Source organism: Nocardioides soli, assembly GCF_014191495.1.
GTDB classification, from domain to species: Bacteria; Actinomycetota; Actinomycetes; order Propionibacteriales; family Nocardioidaceae; genus Nocardioides; species Nocardioides soli.
In genome coordinates, this window is sequence record NZ_JACHWR010000005.1 from 14,297 (window position 1) to 31,935 (window position 17,639).

19 protein-coding genes are annotated in these 17,639 nt (G+C 73.4%); 10 read left to right on the forward strand and 9 right to left on the reverse strand.

The genetic code is table 11. The annotated features are described in order from the left end of the window. Positions 1 to 57 precede the first annotated feature (57 nt). The 4 genes from FHU40_RS24305 to FHU40_RS24320 are packed head-to-tail and all read right to left on the reverse strand — an operon-like array spanning position 58 to position 2,520. Positions 58 to 915, reverse strand: a complete 858-nt coding sequence (locus tag FHU40_RS24305; RefSeq protein ID WP_183595106.1) for a fructosamine kinase family protein — start codon at positions 913 to 915, stop codon at positions 58 to 60. Then, positions 912 to 1,415, reverse strand: a complete 504-nt coding sequence (locus FHU40_RS24310; protein ID WP_183595107.1) for a low molecular weight protein-tyrosine-phosphatase — start codon at positions 1,413 to 1,415, stop codon at positions 912 to 914. The genes FHU40_RS24305 and FHU40_RS24310 overlap by 4 nt, the downstream gene beginning before the upstream one ends. Before the next feature lie 9 nt (positions 1,416 to 1,424). Continuing rightward, positions 1,425 to 1,826, reverse strand: a complete 402-nt coding sequence (locus FHU40_RS24315; RefSeq protein WP_183595108.1) for a phage holin family protein — start codon at positions 1,824 to 1,826, stop codon at positions 1,425 to 1,427. Between the two features lie 10 nt (positions 1,827 to 1,836). Beyond that, entirely contained in the window at positions 1,837 to 2,520 is a 684-nt protein-coding gene (locus FHU40_RS24320) for a GntR family transcriptional regulator (RefSeq protein WP_183595109.1), read from the reverse strand. Between the two features lie 76 nt (positions 2,521 to 2,596). Between FHU40_RS24320 and FHU40_RS24325 the strand changes: the two genes are divergently transcribed. The 3 genes from FHU40_RS24325 (at position 2,597) to hisC (ending at position 5,250) form a co-directional block, all read left to right on the forward strand. Beyond that, positions 2,597 to 3,484, forward strand: a complete 888-nt coding sequence (locus FHU40_RS24325; RefSeq protein WP_343058035.1) for a dimethylarginine dimethylaminohydrolase family protein — start codon at positions 2,597 to 2,599, stop codon at positions 3,482 to 3,484. Positions 3,485 to 3,600: 116 nt separating this feature from the next. After that, positions 3,601 to 4,158, forward strand: a complete 558-nt coding sequence (locus tag FHU40_RS29770; protein WP_183595110.1) for a VanZ family protein — start codon at positions 3,601 to 3,603, stop codon at positions 4,156 to 4,158. 21 nt (positions 4,159 to 4,179) lie between these two features. Beyond that, complete coding sequence (gene hisC, locus FHU40_RS24335) at positions 4,180 to 5,250, forward strand: histidinol-phosphate transaminase (protein ID WP_183595111.1); 1,071 nt, start codon at positions 4,180 to 4,182, stop codon at positions 5,248 to 5,250. Here the strand turns inward: hisC and FHU40_RS24340 are convergent. Continuing rightward, positions 5,240 to 6,481, reverse strand: a complete 1,242-nt coding sequence (locus FHU40_RS24340) for an MFS transporter (protein WP_221200267.1) — start codon at positions 6,479 to 6,481, stop codon at positions 5,240 to 5,242. The genes hisC and FHU40_RS24340 overlap by 11 nt on opposite strands. Continuing rightward, positions 6,478 to 7,041 (reverse strand): winged helix-turn-helix domain-containing protein, encoded by a 564-nt coding sequence (locus FHU40_RS24345; protein WP_183595112.1) that lies wholly within the window; start codon positions 7,039 to 7,041, stop codon positions 6,478 to 6,480. Before FHU40_RS24345 ends, FHU40_RS24340 begins: the two co-directional genes overlap by 4 nt. Before the next feature lie 97 nt (positions 7,042 to 7,138). Between FHU40_RS24345 and FHU40_RS24350 the strand changes: the two genes are divergently transcribed. Continuing rightward, entirely contained in the window at positions 7,139 to 8,347 is a 1,209-nt protein-coding gene (locus FHU40_RS24350; protein WP_221200268.1) for a glycoside hydrolase family 3 N-terminal domain-containing protein, read from the forward strand. Continuing rightward, on the forward strand, positions 8,344 to 8,478 hold the full coding sequence (locus tag FHU40_RS29185) for a hypothetical protein (protein WP_281374860.1): 135 nt from the start codon (positions 8,344 to 8,346) through the stop codon (positions 8,476 to 8,478). Before FHU40_RS24350 ends, FHU40_RS29185 begins: the two co-directional genes overlap by 4 nt. 196 nt (positions 8,479 to 8,674) lie before the next feature. On the opposite strand, the gene FHU40_RS24355 is transcribed toward FHU40_RS29185, so the two are convergent. Continuing rightward, positions 8,675 to 10,525: a YhgE/Pip family protein gene (locus FHU40_RS24355; protein ID WP_183595113.1), complete on the reverse strand. Its 1,851-nt coding sequence runs from the start codon at positions 10,523 to 10,525 to the stop codon at positions 8,675 to 8,677. Next, positions 10,522 to 11,136 carry a hypothetical protein gene (locus FHU40_RS24360; protein ID WP_183595114.1) on the reverse strand — a complete coding sequence of 205 codons (615 nt, stop codon included), beginning with the start codon at positions 11,134 to 11,136 and terminating at the stop codon, positions 10,522 to 10,524. Before FHU40_RS24360 ends, FHU40_RS24355 begins: the two co-directional genes overlap by 4 nt. A gap of 64 nt (positions 11,137 to 11,200) precedes the next feature. Here FHU40_RS24360 and FHU40_RS24365 point away from each other — a divergent pair, with 64 nt between their 5' ends. Continuing rightward, entirely contained in the window at positions 11,201 to 12,142 is a 942-nt protein-coding gene (locus tag FHU40_RS24365; RefSeq protein ID WP_246391524.1) for a glutathione S-transferase family protein, read from the forward strand. Positions 12,143 to 12,271: 129 nt separating this feature from the next. On the opposite strand, the gene FHU40_RS24370 is transcribed toward FHU40_RS24365, so the two are convergent. Further along, entirely contained in the window at positions 12,272 to 12,739 is a 468-nt protein-coding gene (locus FHU40_RS24370; protein ID WP_183595116.1) for an SRPBCC family protein, read from the reverse strand. 363 nt (positions 12,740 to 13,102) lie between these two features. On the opposite strand from FHU40_RS24370, the gene pdhA reads away from it, so the two are divergent. The 4 genes from pdhA (at position 13,103) to FHU40_RS24390 (ending at position 17,637) form a co-directional block, all read left to right on the forward strand. Then, on the forward strand, positions 13,103 to 14,194 hold the full coding sequence (gene pdhA / locus FHU40_RS24375; protein ID WP_183595297.1) for a pyruvate dehydrogenase (acetyl-transferring) E1 component subunit alpha: 1,092 nt from the start codon (positions 13,103 to 13,105) through the stop codon (positions 14,192 to 14,194). A 1-nt stretch (position 14,195) separates the two neighbouring features. After that, entirely contained in the window at positions 14,196 to 15,182 is a 987-nt protein-coding gene (locus tag FHU40_RS24380; RefSeq protein WP_183595117.1) for an alpha-ketoacid dehydrogenase subunit beta, read from the forward strand. 3 nt (positions 15,183 to 15,185) lie between these two features. Then, entirely contained in the window at positions 15,186 to 16,589 is a 1,404-nt protein-coding gene (locus FHU40_RS24385) for a 2-oxo acid dehydrogenase subunit E2 (protein ID WP_183595118.1), read from the forward strand. A 103-nt stretch (positions 16,590 to 16,692) separates the two neighbouring features. Continuing rightward, positions 16,693 to 17,637: a DUF2804 family protein gene (locus FHU40_RS24390; RefSeq protein ID WP_183595119.1), complete on the forward strand. Its 945-nt coding sequence runs from the start codon at positions 16,693 to 16,695 to the stop codon at positions 17,635 to 17,637. Positions 17,638 to 17,639 lie beyond the last annotated feature (2 nt).

Sequence of the window (17,639 nt, forward strand, 5' to 3'; positions counted from 1 at the left end):
GGTGCTCACGACGCTACTCTGCCAGTCGAGCCTGAGCCGGTACTGAGAACCGCCGGGTCAGAGGTACGCCGCGGCGGCGCGGGCCGCCCGGGCGGCGTACCCGCCGCCGAAGTGGCAGGCGTGCACGAGCAGCGGGAAGATCTGGTGCAGCTCGGCGCGCTCCTGCCAGCCGTCGGCCAGCGGGGTCGTCTCCTGGTAGGCGTCGAGCACCCGAGGCAGGTGGGGGAGCCCGAAGAGCGACAGCATCGCCAGGTCGACCTCGCGGTGGCCGCCGTACGCCGCCGGGTCGATCAGCCAGGCCCGGCCGTCGACGCCCCAGAGCACGTTGCCGTTCCACAGGTCGCCGTGCAGCCGGGCGGGCGGCTCGTCGGGGACCAGGCCGGGCAGCCGCGCGACGACCGCCTCGATCGTGGCGGCCTGCTCCCCGTCGGCGTGGCCGCGGTCGCGGGCGAGCTTGAGGTAGGGGAGCACGCGGCGCACGGCGTAGAACTCGGCCCAGGTGTCGGCGGTCCGGTTGGGCAGCGGCAGCCTGCCGATGTAGCCGTCATGGTCCGCGCCGAAGCGCTCCGCCCCGGCGGCGTGGGTGGCGGCCAGCTCGCGGCCGAAGGCGAGGGCGGCGTCGACGGAGTTCTTGCCCGGCTCGATCCACTGGACGATCAGGCACTCGTGGTCGGCGCCCAGCACCTCGGGCACCGCGGCCCCGCCCGCGGCGGCGAGCCAACGCAGGCCCTCCGCCTCGTCGGTGAAGAAGTCCTCCGGCGCGTGCGGCAGCGTCTTCATCAGCGCGGAGCTGCCGTCGCTGAGGCGCAGGCGGGTCGCGGTCGCGATGTCGCCGCCGGCGACCGGGGCGGTCGCGATGACCGACGTGCCGAGGAGCTCCTCGGCACGCCGGGCGATCAGCGGTTGCCGGGTCACGGCTCGGTGGTGTCCCAGGGCCGCTCGCGTCGCAGGGCCTCGACCAGCGCGGTCGCCGTGAGCTCCACCATCGCCAGCACCTCCTCGAAGCCGTCGTCCCCACCGTAGTACGGGTCTGGTACGTCGTCGCCGGGGTGCAGCGGATCGAGGTCGCGGAACATCCGGATCCGGCCCCCCGGTCCGCCGATGTTCGCGAGGTTGTCGGCGTCCATCGCGAGATAGAGGTCGGCGTCGTCGGGGCCGGCCCACTGCCGCGCCCGGTGCCGGGTCGCGTCGTACCCCGCCGCGGTCAGGGTGGCGGCCGCGCGCCGGTCCATCGGGTTGCCGACGTGCCAGTCACCGGTGCCCGAGCTGGTCACCTCCACCAGGTCTGCGAGCCCGGCGTCGGCCAGTCGCTGCTCGAGCACGACGTGGGCCATCGGGGAGCGGCAGATGTTGCCGAGGCAGACCAGCTCGACGCGGTAGCGGCCGGGCTCGCGGCTCGCGGGCAGACTGCTCATGCTTCCCGCTCAGGCCTCCGCCGCGTCGCCGAAGATGAGCCCGACGATCCAGGTGACGATGGTGATCACGATCGCGCCGCCGACGGCGTTCCAGAACCCGTCGACGTAGAAGTCGATGTCGAAGAGCCCGACCAGCCACTCGGTGAAGAGCAGCATCAGCGCGTTGATCAGCAGCAGGAACAGCCCGAGCGTGATGATGATGAACGGGATCGACAGGATCTTGATCACCGGGCTCACGAACGAGTTGACGATGCCCAGGATCAGCGCGACGAACACGAGTGGCCAGAAGTTGTCGCTGATCTCGTCCCAGCCCGACGAGCCGGTGAAGCCGATGCCGTCGAAGATCAGGCACGCGGCGCCGAGCGCGACCAGGTTGGTGGCGAGCCAGCCGATGAACTTGAGGAGTCCCACGGGGCCCACCCTAGATGGGTGCGAGTCCGAGGGCCTGGAGGATCGAGGTCTCGGCGTCCTCGAGGTGGCGCACCAGGAAGGCCGACGCGGCCTCGACGTCGCCGCGCTCGAGCAGCATCACCAGCTGGGTGTGGCTGTCGGCCTGGTCGTGGGCGTTGCGGCGGATCCGGTCGACCTGGGCCAGCGCGAGGCGGAGCTCGACCATCAGGCCCTCGGCCATCGCGACCAGCCGCGGCGAGTCGGTGAGGCCGACCAGCGAGACGTGGAAGGCGAGGTGCCGCTCGTTGAGCTCCTGGTATGACGCACCGGCGCGGACCGCGCCGGTGTAGCTGACCAGCGAGGTGCGGACGCCGTCGCGCAGCGCCTCGTCGGCGTCCGGCCAGCGGCGTACTCCGGCGCCCTCGAGCACCTGCCGGGTCCGGCAGATGTCGCGCACCGAGTCGGGGTCGGTGGCGGCGACCGAGACGCCCCGGTTGGGCTCCCGGACGGCCAGCCCCTCGGCGACCAGCACGCCGAGCGCCTCGCGCACGGTCGGTCGGGAGACGCCGAGCGACTCGGCGAGCGCGACCTCGCGCAGCGGGGTGCCCGACTCGAGCTCGCCGTCGAACACCGCCCGCCGCAGCTCGTCGGCCACGCGGTCGACGGTCGAGGCGAGCTCGACGTGGAGGGTGCTGAACGGCCCGGGTGCGGACATGGCGCCCATTCTGCTCTACACTCCGCTTGTCATATTGTCCGACAATCAGGCAATATGAGGATCGGAGGGGATCTCGGTGGAGGGACTGGCCTGGGGCCGCAGGTACGTCATGGTCGAGCCGACCCACTTCCGGGTCGAGTACGTCATCAATCCGTTCATGGATCCCGCCGACCAGCCCGACCCGGCGCGGGCGATGGCGCAGTGGCGCGGCCTGGTCGCCGCGATCGAGCGGCACGGTGGCGTCGTCGAGGCGCTGCCGCAGCGCGCCGACGCCCCCGACATGGTCTACGCGATGAACCTCGGCCTCGGCCTGGAGCGGGCCGGCGGCGCCCCACACGTGGTGCTGTCGCACATGCGGTACGCCGAGCGCCGGATGGAGACCCGCTCGGCGCAGCCGTGGTTCGCGGCGCACGGCTTCGCCACGTCGTACGTCGGGAGCGACGGGGTCGGCCCGCACCTCGAGGCGGGCGACGCGTTCGCGTTCGGCGATGCGCTGATCGTCGGCTACGGACCGCGCACCGAGGAGCTCGCGCTCAAGCACCTCGCCACCGAGCTCGGCGTGCGGGTCCGCGGCGTGCGGATCACCCACCCCGGCATGTACCACCTCGACCTGGCCTTCTGCCCGCTCGACGAGCACCGCGCCCTGGTCTGCCCGGCCGCCCTCGACGAGGCGTCGGCGGCGGCCCTGCTCGACCTGGTGCCCGAGCCGCTGGTGCTGACCGAGGAGGAGGCGCTGACGACCTTCTGCGCCAACTCGATCGTGATCGGCTCGACGGTCGTGATGCCCGCCTGCCCCGACCGGGTCCGCGCACAGCTGGAGGAGTGGGGCTTCGAGATCGTGCTCGTCGACGTGTCGGAGTTCCACAAGGGCGGTGGCTCGATCCGCTGCCTGACCAACCCGGTCGACGTCCGGATCGGCCGCGACCTGCCGGCCGTGCCGGGTGGTGAGGTGGTGCTGGCGTAGGGGCCGCCGTTTCCCCGGTCGGCCGGGGAAACGGCGGCGACACGCCGGTGGCGTACGGCGTGTCGCCACCGCTTCCCCTGACCACCCCGCGCGGGACCGCCCGCTACGGTCGAGGCGTGTTTCCGGTGGGTGGGGTGGGGGTGATGCTGGCCCTGATCGCGGTGGCCGGTGCGCTCTGCGCGCTGCTGGCGCTGGCCCTGCAGCGGCGGCTGGGCTGGCTGACCGCGTGGTCGATCGCGGGCTTCCTGTGGTCGCTGGCGATCATCGCCTCGGTGACGCTGATCCCGGCCCACGGGGCGCCCGGCATCGTCGCGGCCGAGGGGCGGCTCGAGACCTGCTCGTGGGACCTCGGCGGCCCGGCGCCGGACGGCTTCTGGATCTTCGCCGGCGGGCAGCGGATGCTCAACACGCTGATCTTCGTCCCGGCCGGCGCCCTGCTGGTGCTGGCCGTCGCGCGCTGGCGGGCGGCGTGGGTGCTGGTGCCGCTCGGGCTCGCCGGGCTCGCGGCGTACTCCGTCGCGATCGAGGGGACCCAGCTCGCGCTGGCCCGGATCGACCGGGCCTGCGACGTCACCGACGTCGTCGACAACGTCACCGGGGCGGCCCTCGGCGTCGGCATCGGGATCGTGCTGGCGCTGGTGCTCCGGCCCTGGAGGTACCGCCGCCGGGCCTAGCCCGGGCATAGCCTGACGGCCATGAGCGCCCCCCAGCCCCGAGCGAACGTGGCGGAGATCCCGCCGTACGTCGCGGGCAAGCCGCCGACGGTCCGACCCGGGATGACGTCGTACAAGCTGTCCTCCAACGAGAACCCCTACCCGCCGCTGCCCGGCGTGATCGAGGCCGTCCAGGCCGGCGTCGGCGCGATGAACCGCTACCCCGACATGGGCAGCGCCGCGCTCTACGCCGCGCTCGCCGAGACCTTCGACGTGCCGGTCGAGCACCTCTCGGTGGCGACCGGGTCGGTGGGGCTGATCTACCAGCTGGTGCAGGCGTTCTGCGATCCCGGCGACGAGGTCGTCTTCGCCTGGCGGTCCTTCGAGGCCTACCCGATCGCGGTCACCGCCGCGGCCGCGACGGCGGTCACGGTGCCGGTGCTCGCCGACGGCCGCCACGACCTCGACGCGATGGCCGCCGCGGTCACCGAGCGCACCAAGGTCGTCCTCGTCTGCACGCCCAACAACCCGACCGGGCCCGCCGTCACTCAGGCCGAGCTCGACGCGTTCCTGGCGCAGGTGCCGTCGCACGTGCTGGTGGTGGTCGACGAGGCGTACGTCGAGTTCGTGCGGATGGCCGACCCCGTCGACGGAGTCGCGACGTACCGCCGCCACCAGAACGTCGTGCTGACCCGCACCTTCTCCAAGGCCTACGGGCTCGCGGGCTTCCGGGTCGGGTACGCCGTGGCGCCGGCCCCGATCGCGGCCGCGCTGCGGGCGGTGTCGCTGCCCTTCGGCGTCTCGACCGTCGCCCAGGCCGCGGCGATCGCCTCGCTCGAGCGCCGCGACGAGCTCCTCGAGCGCGTCGACGCGCTCGTCGTCGAGCGCACCCGGGTGGTCGCGGCGCTGCGGGCCGCGGGTTGGGACGTGCCGGAGGCGCAGGGCAACTTCGTGTGGTTCGACCTCGGCGAGCGCACCCTCGACTTCGCGGCCGCGGCGGACGCGGCCGGCATCGTCGTCCGCCCCTTCGTCGGGGACGGCTGCCGGGTGTCGATCGGTGAGACCGAGGCCAACGACCGACTGGTCGCGGTCGCCGCGGCGTTCAGGCGCTGACGGCCGCCGGCTCCCGTGCCGGCCGGCGGTCGATCTCGCGCCAGCGGCGGTCGACGGCCGGCAGCATCGTCACGGCGAAGTACGCCGCGCCGGTGATCAGCAGCGCCGGCGACAGTCCGAGCCCGGCGACCAGCAGGCCGCCCAGGAGCCCGCCGAACGGCATCAGCGCAAAACCCATCGCGGTGCTCAGGGAGGTGACCCGGCCCACGAGGGCGTCGGGGATCCGCTCGTACATCACCGCGCCCAGGATCGGGTTGATGAAGCCCGAGGCGAACCCGCTCGCCGCGCACACGGCGAGCACCGTCCACAGCGGCACGTCGAGCGCCAGCACCACGTAGCGCGGCGCACCGCAGATCAGGAACGCGAGCAGGTAGGTGCGGTAGCGGGGCAGTCGGTCGGCCCAGGCGGACGCGCAGACCGCGCCGATGGCCGCCGCGCCCCCGAACGTGGCGAACAGCAGCCCCACCGTCGCCGCGCTGCCGGTGGTCGCCTTCGCCCAGACCGGTACCAGGACCGCGGCGTTCGCCAGGTCGAGCAGGTTCGTCAGCGAGACCATGATGGCGATGCCGAGCAGGATCCGGTCGCCGCGCAGGTGGCTCCATCCCTCGCGGAGCCTGGTGGCGTACGCCGCCGGAGGCTGGTCGACCACCGCGGCGGCCGGTCGGGCGAGTGTGGACGTCGACCAGGCGAGCACCGCGGCCGAGACGCCGAAGCTGAGCGCGTCGACGACCAGCGCGTCGGCCGCGCCGACGAGAGCGACCAGCCCGCCGGCCGCCGCGGCCCCCAGCAGGCTGGCGGTCCGCTCGACCGTGGAGTGCAGGCCGGTCGCCCGCTCCAGGGGCACGCCCGCCTCGGTGACCAGCGCGGGGGTGAGCGCGGCCTTGGCGGCGTCGCCCGGGCCGCGGAGGCCGCCCGCGACGGCGACCAGCAGCAGGAACAGGGGGAACGGCAGCCACCCCGACTCGTGGAGCAGCGGGATCGCGCCGACCGCCACCACGGAGAGCAGGTCGCAGGTGATCGCGACCCGGCGGGCGCCGAGCCGGTCGATGACGGGTCCGCCGAGCACCTTGAGCACGACCAGGGGGAGCATCTCCGCGAGCGCCACCAGGCCGGTCCGCGTCGCGCTCCCGGTCGTCGTCAGCACGAGCCACGGCAGCGCGACCATCGAGATCCGGGTGCCGGTGAGCGAGACCGCCTCGGAGACCAGCCAGCCGTAGAGCGGGCGCCTCACGGTGCCAGGCTCCGTGGGTGGCGGTAGGTGTTCACGTTGACCAGGAACGGCGCCGCGTCCGGGTCGTCGTCGTCCTCGACCTCGTCCAGGATCGCGAGCAGGCGGTCCGTCAGTGCGCTCGCCCGGGCCGGGGTCAGCCGGAACACCCGGTCGCTCATCGTGCCGGCCTCGCGCCACGGCGCGGGCAACAGCGACAACTGCTCGACGGAGGCCTGGAGATTGCCCGCGTAGTTGATCGCGACCGCCTGGAGGTAGGCGTCGTACGTCTCGTGCTCCTCAGGGGTGGTCGCCGATGCGGTGTCGACCTCCGTCAGCTGGTGCCGCGCGCGCCACCACCGCTCACGTCCGTTGCCGCGCTCGGGGTCGTCGACCACGAAGCCGTGCTCGGCGAGCTGCCGCAGGTGGTACGACGTCGTCCCGGTGTTCAGCCCGAGCCGTCCCGCCAGGGTCGTCGCCGTCGCCGGTCCGTCGAGGCGCAGCAGGCCGAGCATCCGCAGGCGGACGGGGTGGGCCAGCGCCTTGAGCGCCTGGGGGGACGGGGTGACCGAGCTGACGTCCATGCGATCACGGTACGACTGCAGAGGTCTCTTTGCAAAGATATCTCTGCAATTAAGGCGGTCCCGCTCCCACGTGGCCTGCCCGGTACCGTCGTCCGAGATGCACCTCCGAGAGCACGCGATCGTCCTCCTGCTGACGCTGGTGCTCGGAGTCGGTCTCGCCGCCGCGGGGAGCGCGAGCGCCGAGACCGTGCTGCCGGGCGGCACGCTCGCGCCCGGGGCCGTGGCGCCGGAGCCGACGGCGGCCGAGCGGGTGCTCGACCGGATGACGCTCCGGCAGCAGGTCGGCCAGCTCTTCATGGTCGGCACGGCCGCGGACCGAGCCGACCCGCGCACCCGTGCCCAGGTCCGCCGCTTCCACGTCGGCAACGTGATGCTGACCGGGCGCAGCTACCACGGCGTCCGTCCCCCGGCCCGGGTCTCCCGCGCGATGCGCGCCCAGGTCTCCGAGCGGAGCACGGCCGGGGTGGGCCTCTTCGTCGGCACCGACCAGGAGGGTGGCCTGGTCCGGGTGCTCCAGGGGCCCGGGTTCGCCCCGATGCCGACCGCGCTGGTGCAGGGCGGCTGGGCGCCCGCACGACTGCGATCCGCGGCGTACCGCTGGGCGCGCGAGCTGGGCCGGGCCGGGGTGAACCTCGACCTCGCGCCGGTCCTCGACACCGTCCCGAGCCCCCGGGCCGCGCGGCACAACCCGCCGATCGGGGTCTACGACCGGCAGTTCGGCTACACCCCGCGGGTCGTCTCGCGGCACGGCGTCGCCTTCGTGCGCGGCATGGACCGCGGGCGGGTGGCGACCGCGGTCAAGCACTTCCCGGGTCTCGGCCGGGTGCGCGCGAACACCGACACGAGCGCCGACGTCGTCGACCGGGTCACCCGTCGCCACGACCCGTACCTCGCGCCGTTCCAGGACGCCGTCGACGCCGGTGCGCCGTTCGTGATGATGTCCACCGCGCGCTACGCCCGGCTCGACCCGACCCAGCCGGCGGCGTTCTCGCCGTACGTCGTCACCACGATGCTGCGCGGCGACCTCGGCTTCGAGGGCGTGGTGATCTCCGACGACCTCGCCCACGCCCGTCAGGTGGCGCGGGTCCCGCCCGGCCGGCGCGCGCTGCGCTTCGTCGCGGCCGGCGGCGACATGGTGCTCACCGTCGACCCGGCGCCGCTGCCGGCGATGTACGGGGCTGTCCTCGCCCGGGCCCGCACGCACTCCGGCTTCCGTGCGCTGGTCCGGGCCGCCGCGCTCCGCGTGCTCACCGCCAAGGAGCGGGAGGGCCTGCTGCCGCGCGCCCGGGGTACCGGTCGCTCATGAAGCTGATGAGGACCGTGGCCTTGGCCGGCATCGCCAAGAAGCTGTACGACGAGTCGCGCAAGCCCGAGAACCAAGCCCGCATCCGCGCCGCCGCCGAGCGGCTCCGCGAGCGGCGGGGCCGCCGGCGCTGAGGTGGTCCGGCGGCTGCGGGGGTGGTTTCGAGGCTCGGGCCTGGCGGCCCTCGCACCTCAACCACCGAGGGCGGGGCCTGGCGGTCCTCGCGCCTCAACCACCGTGGGCGGGGCCTGGCGGTCCTCGCGCCTCAACCACCGTCGGTGGTTGAGGAGGTTGCGCTAGCAACCGTCTCGAAACCCCGTGGGCCGGGCGCTACAGCGACAGCTCCGGCTTGATCCGGGCGATCGACCAGCGACGCCGACGCCGGGCGGCCACCGACGTCAGCGCGAGGGCGAGCGCCAGCCAGCCGACGAGCACCAGGACGTCGTACCAGGCGAGCCCGGAGAGGCCGCCGTACATGAGCTGGCGGAGCCCGTCGACGGCGTACGACATCGGCAGCACGTGGTGGACGCCGTGCAACGGGGTCGGGATCGTCTGCCATGGGAACGTGCCGCCGGCGGTGACCAGCTGCAGCACCATCAGCGCGAGGCCGAGGAACTGGCCGGCGGGGCCGAGCCAGGCGTTGAGCGCGTGCACGATCGCGATGAACGTGATCGAGACCAGCATCATGAACAGCAGGGTCGGCACCACGTGGGCCGGCTCGATGCCGACGCCCAGGGTCACCACGGTGAGGACGACGGCCATCTGCGCGAGGCCGAGCAGGGCGGGCGGGTACCAGCCGCCGAGGGCGACCCGGAGCGGCGCCTGGTTCGCGGCGATCGCGCGGTCGGAGAGCGGGCGGACCAGCAGGAACAGCACGTAGCCGCCGATCCACGCGGCGAGGGCGAGGAAGAACGGCGCGAGGCCGGCGCCGTACGAGCCGGCCTCGGCGCGGGCCCGGTCCACGATGCCCACCGGGTCGGCCAGGGTGCCGGCCGTGGAGGCGACCGTCGTGTCGGACAGGTCGGGGATCTGGTCGACGCCGTCGGTGAGACCGGACGCCAGCCGGTCGGCACCCTGGTCGAGCCGCACGAGGCCGCGGCGCAGCGACTCCGAGCCCGACGCGAGCCGGCCGGAGCCCGTGTGGGCCTGGGCGATCCCCGACGTGAGCGCCGGCGTCGCGTCGGCCAGCCGGTCCGCGCCGTCGGCCACCTGACCGGCGCCGGACGCGAGCTGGTCGAGCCGCGCGGACGCCGTGCGGACCTTCCCGGTCACAGTGGCCAGCGGCGCGTTCAGGTCGTCGTAGACGGCGAGGATCGCCTGGCGCTGCTGGGCGTCGAGCCCCTGCTCGCGCATCCGCTGCACCAGGTCGCGTCGGCCGTTGCGGTAGAGCGCCGACACGTCGCCGGCGACGGTCGCGGCCTCCCGGCCGAGCTGCGCGATCTCGTCGTTCCCCGCGGCCACCCGGGCCGCGCCGTCGGCGAGCCGGCGGGTCTGCGAGGGCAGCGCGGAGGTACGCCGCTCCAGCGTGCCGAGACCCTGGTCGAGCCGGTCGGAGCCGCGGGCCAGCTGCCGGGCTCCGGAGCGCGCCGTGTCCAGTCCGTCGGCGAGCCGTTGGGCGCCGTCGGCCGCGTCGACCAGCCGGGCGCGGATGTCGCCGAGACTCCGCAGGAACGTCGTCGCGGCGCGCTCGGTGACCTGGCTCGAGATCGCCGCGCGCACCTTGGTGGTGACCGTGTCGGCGATGGTGCCGGCGAGGTAGGAGTTGGCGTCGTTGGTCGTCATCACCAGCCGCGCCTGCTCCGGATCGAACCGGGCCGGGCTGGTCAGCGCGGCCGAGAATCCCGCCGGGATCGTCAGCGCGAAGTCGTAGCTGCCGTCCTCGACGCCGGAGGCCGCCTCGTCGGCCGACACCTCGTGCCACTCGAAGTCGCCGGAGTCGACCAACTGGTCGGCGATGTCGCGGCCGAAGCGCACCTCCTCGCCCTCGAGCCGGGCGCCGGTGTCGGCGACCACCAGCGCGGCCGGGACGCGGGTCAGCCCGCCGTACGGATCGTGGTTGGCGTAGAGGTAGAGCCCGGCGTAGAGCGTCGGGATCAGGATCATCGCGAGCACGGCCAGGCGCGGCAGCCGGCCCGAGGTGATCCGGCGCAGCTCGGTGAAGGCGATCCGGAAGGAGGTCACTCCGCGCCTCCGATCGTCCCGGCCGGCACCGAGAGCAGGTGCCGCGAGGTCTCGCCGACCGTGACGAGCACGCCGTACCCGCGCCGGGCCAGCTCCGCCGTCACCGGCTCCCACTGGGCAGGTGTGACCCCCCAGCGGTCCGGCAGGGTCAGCACCAGGAACCGGACGCCGGTGCGCAGCGCGGCCGAGCGCAGCAGCAGCGCGGTCCGGCGATCCGCCGGCACGTCCTCGGTCCGGCGGCCCAGCTCGACGTCGGGCGCCCAGGCCCGCACCGCCCGGCGCCTGGCCGGCTGCCCGGCCATCGCGAGCTCCTCGCCGAGGATGGTGCCGAAGGGCACGTGCTCGTCGGGTTCGCTCACCCGGGGGACGTCCACGAGCGCCACCCCGGTCTGGCGGGTGCGGTCCAGGACGGAGGAGTCGAGCGTGGCCGTTCCCGCGTCGGGCCGGAACCGCCCGGCGAGCACGAGGGCGAGGGCGGTGTGGGCGTGGCCCGGCTCGCCGACCAGGGCCCGCACCTCGCCGGAGCGGAGCTCCACGTCGGTGGCGGGGAGCAGCGGCCGGGGCCGACCGCGGACGAGGATGCCGGACGCGCGCAGCACGTGCTGGGTCATGGCATGACGCTACGTCCGGGTGGACGCACGCGGAGTGGTTGAGAGTTCATCTACCATGGGTCGCATGGCCTATGCGAGCGAGGGTGAGTTCAAGCGCGACGCGACGTACATCCCGGACCGGATCACGAAGGACGCGCGCCGGCCCGAGCACGGCCCGGTCGACGGTGAGCTGTGGCCGGTCGAGGCGGGCCGCTACCGGCTGGTCGCGGCGAAGGCCTGCCCGTGGGCGACCCGCACGATCATCGTGCGGGAGCTGCTCGGGCTCGAGGACGTGATCTCGCTCGGCACCCCCGGGCCGACCCACGACGAGCGCAGCTGGACCTTCGACCTCGACCCCGGCGGGGTCGACCCGGTGCTCGGCATCGAGCGGATCCAGGAGGCCTACCTCGAGCGCTTCCCGGACTACCCGCGCGGCATCACCGTGCCGGCGATCGTGGACGTCCCGACCGGCCAGGTCGTCACCAACGACTTCCCCTGGATCACCCACGACTTCTTCTTCGAATGGCGGGAGTTCCACCGGGCCGACGCGCCGAACCTGTGGCCGGCCGAGCTCCGCGAGGAGATGGAGCAGGTCATGCGGCGCATCTACACCGAGGTGAACAACGGGGTCTACCGCTGCGGCTTCGCCGGCTCGCAGGAGGCCTACGACGCGGCGTACGACCGGCTCTGGACCGCCCTGGACTGGCTCGAGGAGCGGCTCGCCTCCCGTCGCTACCTGATGGGCGACGCGCTGACCGAGGCCGACGTGCGGCTGTGGACCACGCTGGCCCGCTTCGACGCGGTCTACCACGGCCACTTCAAGTGCAACCGCCAGAAGCTCACCGAGCTGCCCCACCTCTGGGGCTACGCCCGCGAGCTCTACGCGATCCCGGCCTTCGGCGGCAACACCGACTTCGAGCAGATCAAGCGGCACTACTACGTCGTGCACAGCGACATCAACCCCACCCAGGTCGTGCCGAAGGGGCCCGACCCCGCCGTCTGGCTGGAGCCCCACGGGCGCGGCTGAGTCCGCCTCGGGGCGCCGGCCGTCGCGGACGTTGTCAGGCGAAGCGAGCGCGACGCGCCGGTGTGCGTCGGCGTGTCGCGCTCGTTTCCCCGGGCGACCGGGGAAACGAGGGGCCTGCGGAGGCGCCGGTCAGGCGCGGTCGGCCACGTCCGACTCCGCCGCGGCGCGCAGGTTGTCGAGGGTCCGCTCGATGGAGCGGGCGTGCACCTTCGGGTAGCCGAGGGCGCCGAGGGCCCAGCGGGTCGGGGCGTTGCAGTGACTGACGTCCCAGGTCTCGGTGACCCGCGTGCCGCCGCCGTCGCTCTCGGGCAGCGGCTCGAGCTCGTAGCGCCAGCGGTGCGTGCCGAGGTGCCGCCAGGCGATCAGCCGGTCGGCCTCGAACTCGACGACCCGGTTGCGGATCCGGTACGGCGCGCCGATCCGCATGCTCATGCCGAACGTCGAGCCCAGCGCCAGCCGCTCGGGCCCCGCGAGCGACCCTCGCACGGTGCCGGACCCATCGATCCGGGCGTGCTGGCGCGGGTCGGCGAGGATGTCGAACACGGTCGCCGCCGGTGCGGCGACGGTGATCGAGCGCGTGACGTTGGAGGCGGTCATGCCCCTGACCCTAGGCCGGACCGGCTGGCCTAGGGTCGGGTTGGTCAAGCGGGCGCCGTCGCGAGCGGCGCGGAGTTGATCAACACGGCCTGGGGTCAGAGTCCTAGGGCGTCCGAGTGGATTGGCGGGCTCGTCGGAGGCGCGGGTAGTTTTGCTGTGCACGATGTGCCCCGGGTCACAGGCGCACCACCCCCGCGTCCGCGCCCGGAGCGCCTGACCTCGGCGCACGGAGATCCCGTCCATGCCGACGACCTCGAAGGAGTGCACGTGACCCAACGCAGCAGCGAAGTAGGGGCCGGGGACGGCTTCGGCCCGGACCTCGCCGAGGTCTTCGGTCCGTCCCAGCAGGACGGCGGCCCGGAACTGGTGCAGCTCCTGACCCCCGAGGGTGAGCGCGTCGACCACCCCGGGTTCCGTTTCGACACCGAAGAGCGGGCCGAGGACGAGGTCATCCGCGGGTTCTACCGCGACATGGTGCTGACCCGGCGCATCGACGTCGAGGCCACCGCGCTCCAGCGCCACGGCGAGCTCGGCATCTGGGCCCAGCTGCTGGGCCAGGAGGCCGCCCAGGTGGGCGCCGGGCGCGCGCTGCGCCCCCAGGACTTCGTGTTCCCGACCTACCGCGAGCACGGCGTCGCCTGGTGCCGCGGCGTCGACCCGCTCGACCTGCTCGGCCTCTTCCGCGGGGTCGACCAGGGTGGCTGGGACCCCGACGACAAGAACTTCGGGCTCTACACGATCGTGATCGGCGCGCAGACCCTGCACGCCACCGGCTACGCGATGGGCATGCAGCGCGACGGCGTGGTCGGCACCGGCGACCCCGACCGGGACGCCGCGGTGATCGCGCACTTCGGCGACGGCGCCTCCTCGCAGGGCGACGTCAACGAGGCCTTCGTGTTCGCCGCGTCCTACAACGCCCCGGTCGTGTTCTTCTGCCAGAACAACCAGTGGGCGATCTCCGAGCCGTTCGAGCGCCAGAGTCGGATCCCGCTCTACCAGCGGGCCCTGGGCTTCGGCTTCCCGGGTGTCCGCGTCGACGGCAACGACGTGCTCGCGACGTACGCCGTGACGCAGGCGGCCCTGCAGCGCGCCCGCGAGGGTCAGGGCCCGACGTTCGTGGAGGCCTACACCTACCGGATGGGCGCGCACACCACGACCGACGACCCGACCCGCTACCGGCTCTCCGACGACCTGGAGCGCTGGAAGCTCAAGGACCCGATCGCCCGGGTCGAGGCCTACCTGCGCCGCAACGGGCTCGCCGACGACGACTTCTTCGGCGCCGTGCAGGCGGAGGCCGACGACCTCGGTGTCCGCCTGCGGGAGGGCTGCCGGGCCCTGCCCGATCCGTCGCCGCTGTCGATCTTCGACCACGTGTACGCCGAGCTGACCGAGGAGCTCGAGGTGCAGCGCGACGGCTTCGCGGCGTACCTCGAGAGCTTCGAGGGGGTGCGCTGAGATGGCTCAGACTCAGAAGGTGACCCTCGCGAAGGCGCTCAACATGGGCCTGCGCAAGGCGATGGAGGACGACCCCAAGGTCGTGCTCATGGGCGAGGACATCGGCAAGCTCGGCGGCGTCTTCCGGATCACCGACGGGCTGCAGAAGGACTTCGGCGAGGACCGGGTCATCGACTCGCCGCTCGCGGAGTCCGGCATCGTCGGCACCGCCGTCGGCCTCGCGATGCGCGGCTACCGCCCGGTCGTGGAGATCCAGTTCGACGGGTTCGTCTACCCGGCGTACGACCAGATCGTCTGCCAGGTCGCGAAGATCCAGTTCCGCTCGCAGGGCAAGCTCAAGATGCCGATGGTCATCCGGATCCCCTTCGGCGGCGGCATCGGCGCGGTCGAGCACCACAGCGAGTCGCCGGAGGCGCAGTTCGCGCACACGCCCGGGCTCAAGGTGGTGGCCTGCTCCAACCCGGTCGACGGCTACTGGATGATCCAGCAGGCCATCGCCTCCGACGACCCGGTGATCTTCCTGGAGCCGAAGCGGCAGTACCACGCCGACAAGGCCGATCTCGACGACACCGCCACCCCGGAGCCGCTCTTCACCTCGCGGGTGGTGCGGGCGGGCAGCGACGTCACCGTGCTCGCCTACGGCCCCACGGTGAAGACCGCGCTCAAGGCCGCCGAGGCGGCCGCCGGCGAAGGACGCTCGCTCGAGGTGATCGACCTGCGCACGCTGTCGCCGCTCGACATGGCGCCCGTCTACGAGTCGGTACGCCGGACCGGCCGGGTGGTCGTGACCCACGAGGCGCACGTCAACCTCGGCATGGGTGCCGAGCTCGCGGCCCGGATCGCCGAGGAGTGCTTCTACTCGCTGGAGGCGCCGGTGCTGCGGGTGGGCGCGTTCGACACGCCGTACCCGCCCTCGCGGATCGAGGAGGACTACCTCCCCGACCTCGACCGGGTGCTCGACGCCGTCGACCGATCGATGGGGTTCTGATCCGTGGCCGAGTACCTGCTCCCCGACGTGGGTGAGGGCCTCACCGAGGCCGAGATCGTCAGCTGGAAGGTCAAGGTCGGCGACGAGGTCGCCGTCAACGACGTCGTCGTCGAGATCGAGACCGCGAAGTCGATCGTCGAGCTGCCGTCGCCGTACGCCGGCACCGTGACCGCGCTGCTCGTGCCCGAGGGCGAGACCGTGCCCGTGGGCACCCCGATCATCGCGATCGGCGCCGAGGCGTCGGCGGCCGAGCCCGCCGCTGTCCCCGAGCCGCCGGCGGAGATCGACCTGTCCAACCCGGCCGCCTCCGGCGGCGGCGAGGGCGAGTCGCTCGTGGGCCGCAACAAGGCCGACCGCGGTCCGGTCCGGCGCGCACGCAAGGTGTCGTCGGGCGCGGCGGCCGCGCAGCTGCAGGCGCAGGCGGCCTTCGGCCCCGGTGCCGCGCCGATGGTCGAGGCCGAGCCGGCGCCCGAGCCGGTGCCGGCGCAGTCCGTGGCGCGGGCGTCCTCGGCCGACGTACGGGTGCTGGCCAAGCCGCCCGTGCGCAAGCTCGCCAAGGACCTCGGCGTCGACCTGGCCACGCTGGCCCCGTCCGGCCCGAACGGCACGGTCTCTCGCGAGGACGTCGAGGCGGCTGCGGCGGCCGGGACGTCATACGGTGAGAGCCAGGGGACACACCGTCCGTATGACGTCCCGCAGGGCGAGCGGGAGTGGCGCGAGCCGGTCAAGGGCGTGCGCAAGATGATGGCCCAGGCGATGAGCCAGTCGGCGTTCACCAGCCCGCACGTCACCGAGTGGGTCACCGTCGACGTCAGCCGCACGATGCAGCTGGTCGAGCGGCTCAAGTCCCGCCGCGAGTTCCGCGAGCTGCGGGTCAGCCCGCTCCTGGTGCTCGCGCGGGCGTGCATCCTGGCGATGCGGCGGACGCCGGAGATCAACTCCTGGTGGGACGAGGCCGCGCAGGAGGTCGTCTACAAGCGCTACGTCAACCTCGGCATCGCCGCGGCCACCCCGCGCGGGCTGGTCGTGCCGAACGTCAAGGACGCCGGGTCGATGTCGCTCGTCGAGCTCGCCTCGGCTCTCGGGCAGCTCGTGGAGACGGCCCGGTCCGGCAGGACGCAGCCCGCGGAGATGAGCGGCGGCACGTTCACGATCACCAACGTGGGTGTCTTCGGCATCGACGCCGGGACGCCGATCATCAATCCGGGCGAGTCGGCGATCCTCGCCTTCGGCGCGATCAACAAGCGGCCCTGGGTCGACGAGGCCACCGGGGAGATCGTCGCCCGCGACGTGACCACCCTGGCGCTCTCCTTCGACCATCGGCACATCGACGGCGAGCTGGGATCGCGGTTCCTGGCCGACGTGGCGGGTCTGCTGGAGGATCCGGGGACGGCGCTGCTGTTCTGAGTCGCCGCCGTTTCCCCGGCTGCCCGGGGAAACGGCGGAGACACGCCGGGCCGCACCGGCGTGTCGCGCTCGCTTCGGCTGACAAGCCCCGTAGACGACTGTCGTGACCGAACGCGAGATCACCGAGCCCGTCGAGCTCTGCCTGCCGAACGGCCGGCTCAACCCGGCGGCCGTCGGCTGGGCGCGGCGACCGCTGGTGCGTCCCAACCTCCGGGGCTGGGGCCGGGCGAAGCGCTGGGAGTACTGGGGCGTCGTCACCGACCGCTTCTGCCTCGGGCTCGTCGTCTCGTCGCTCGACTACGCCGGCGTCTGCTCACTGTGGGTGCTCGACCGGGAGACCGGCCGCACCTGGGAGCGCGAGGCGGTGCCGCCGCTCGGCCGCGGCGTCGCGATCCCGCGGGGGTACGGCGGGGTCGCGTCGGTGACGTCCAGGGCGCTGCGCCTCGAGGTCTCCGACAGCGCGCTGCGGGCGACCGCGCCCGGGGTGGACGTCGACCTCACCGTCGCTCAGGGCGCCGAGGTGCTCGGCGTCGTGGTGCCGTGGAGCAGCCGGCGCTTCCAGTACACCGTCAAGGACGTCTCCCGCCCGGTCGGCGGCAGCCTGCGGCTCGACGGCACGGCGTACGACGTGAGCGGCTGGGCGGTGCTGGACCACGGCCGGGGCAAGTGGCCGTACGCCGTGACCTGGAACTGGGCTGCGGGCTCCGGGGACGGTCGCGGACTCACCCTGGGCGGGAAGTGGACCGACGGCACCGGGATCACCGAGAACGGCCTCTTCGTCGACGGCCGGCTGCACAAGATCGGCGCCGACCTGGTGTGGGAGTACGACCGCGGCGACTGGCTGCGCCCGTGGCGGATCCGCGGTGACGGGGTCGACGCGACGTTCACGCCCTTCCACGAGAAGGTGTCGCGCACCAACCTCGGCGTGGTGGCCAACGAGACCCACCAGCGCTTCGGGCACTGGTCGGGCTGGGCGAGCGCCGACGGCGAGCGCGTCGAGCTCGACGGCCTGGTCGGCTGGGCAGAGGAGGCGCGCAACCGCTGGTGAGG

Excerpts from the sequence above, each read along its gene's own strand:
- FHU40_RS24380 (WP_183595117.1), top strand. The coding sequence starts at position 14,196 with ATGGCTCAGACTCAGAAGGTGACCCTCGCGAAGGCGCTCAACATGGGC.
- FHU40_RS24320 (WP_183595109.1), bottom strand. The coding sequence starts at position 2,520 with ATGTCCGCACCCGGGCCGTTCAGCACCCTCCACGTCGAGCTCGCCTCG.
- FHU40_RS29185 (WP_281374860.1), top strand. The coding sequence starts at position 8,344 with ATGAAGCTGATGAGGACCGTGGCCTTGGCCGGCATCGCCAAGAAGCTG.
- FHU40_RS24360 (WP_183595114.1), bottom strand. The coding sequence starts at position 11,136 with ATGACCCAGCACGTGCTGCGCGCGTCCGGCATCCTCGTCCGCGGTCGG.
- hisC (WP_183595111.1), top strand. The coding sequence starts at position 4,180 with ATGAGCGCCCCCCAGCCCCGAGCGAACGTGGCGGAGATCCCGCCGTAC.
- FHU40_RS24310 (WP_183595107.1), bottom strand. The coding sequence starts at position 1,415 with ATGAGCAGTCTGCCCGCGAGCCGCGAGCCCGGCCGCTACCGCGTCGAG.
- FHU40_RS24350 (WP_221200268.1), top strand. The coding sequence starts at position 7,139 with ATGCACCTCCGAGAGCACGCGATCGTCCTCCTGCTGACGCTGGTGCTC.
- FHU40_RS24345 (WP_183595112.1), bottom strand. The coding sequence starts at position 7,041 with ATGGACGTCAGCTCGGTCACCCCGTCCCCCCAGGCGCTCAAGGCGCTG.
- FHU40_RS24370 (WP_183595116.1), bottom strand. The coding sequence starts at position 12,739 with ATGACCGCCTCCAACGTCACGCGCTCGATCACCGTCGCCGCACCGGCG.
- FHU40_RS24365 (WP_246391524.1), top strand. The coding sequence starts at position 11,201 with ATGGCCTATGCGAGCGAGGGTGAGTTCAAGCGCGACGCGACGTACATC.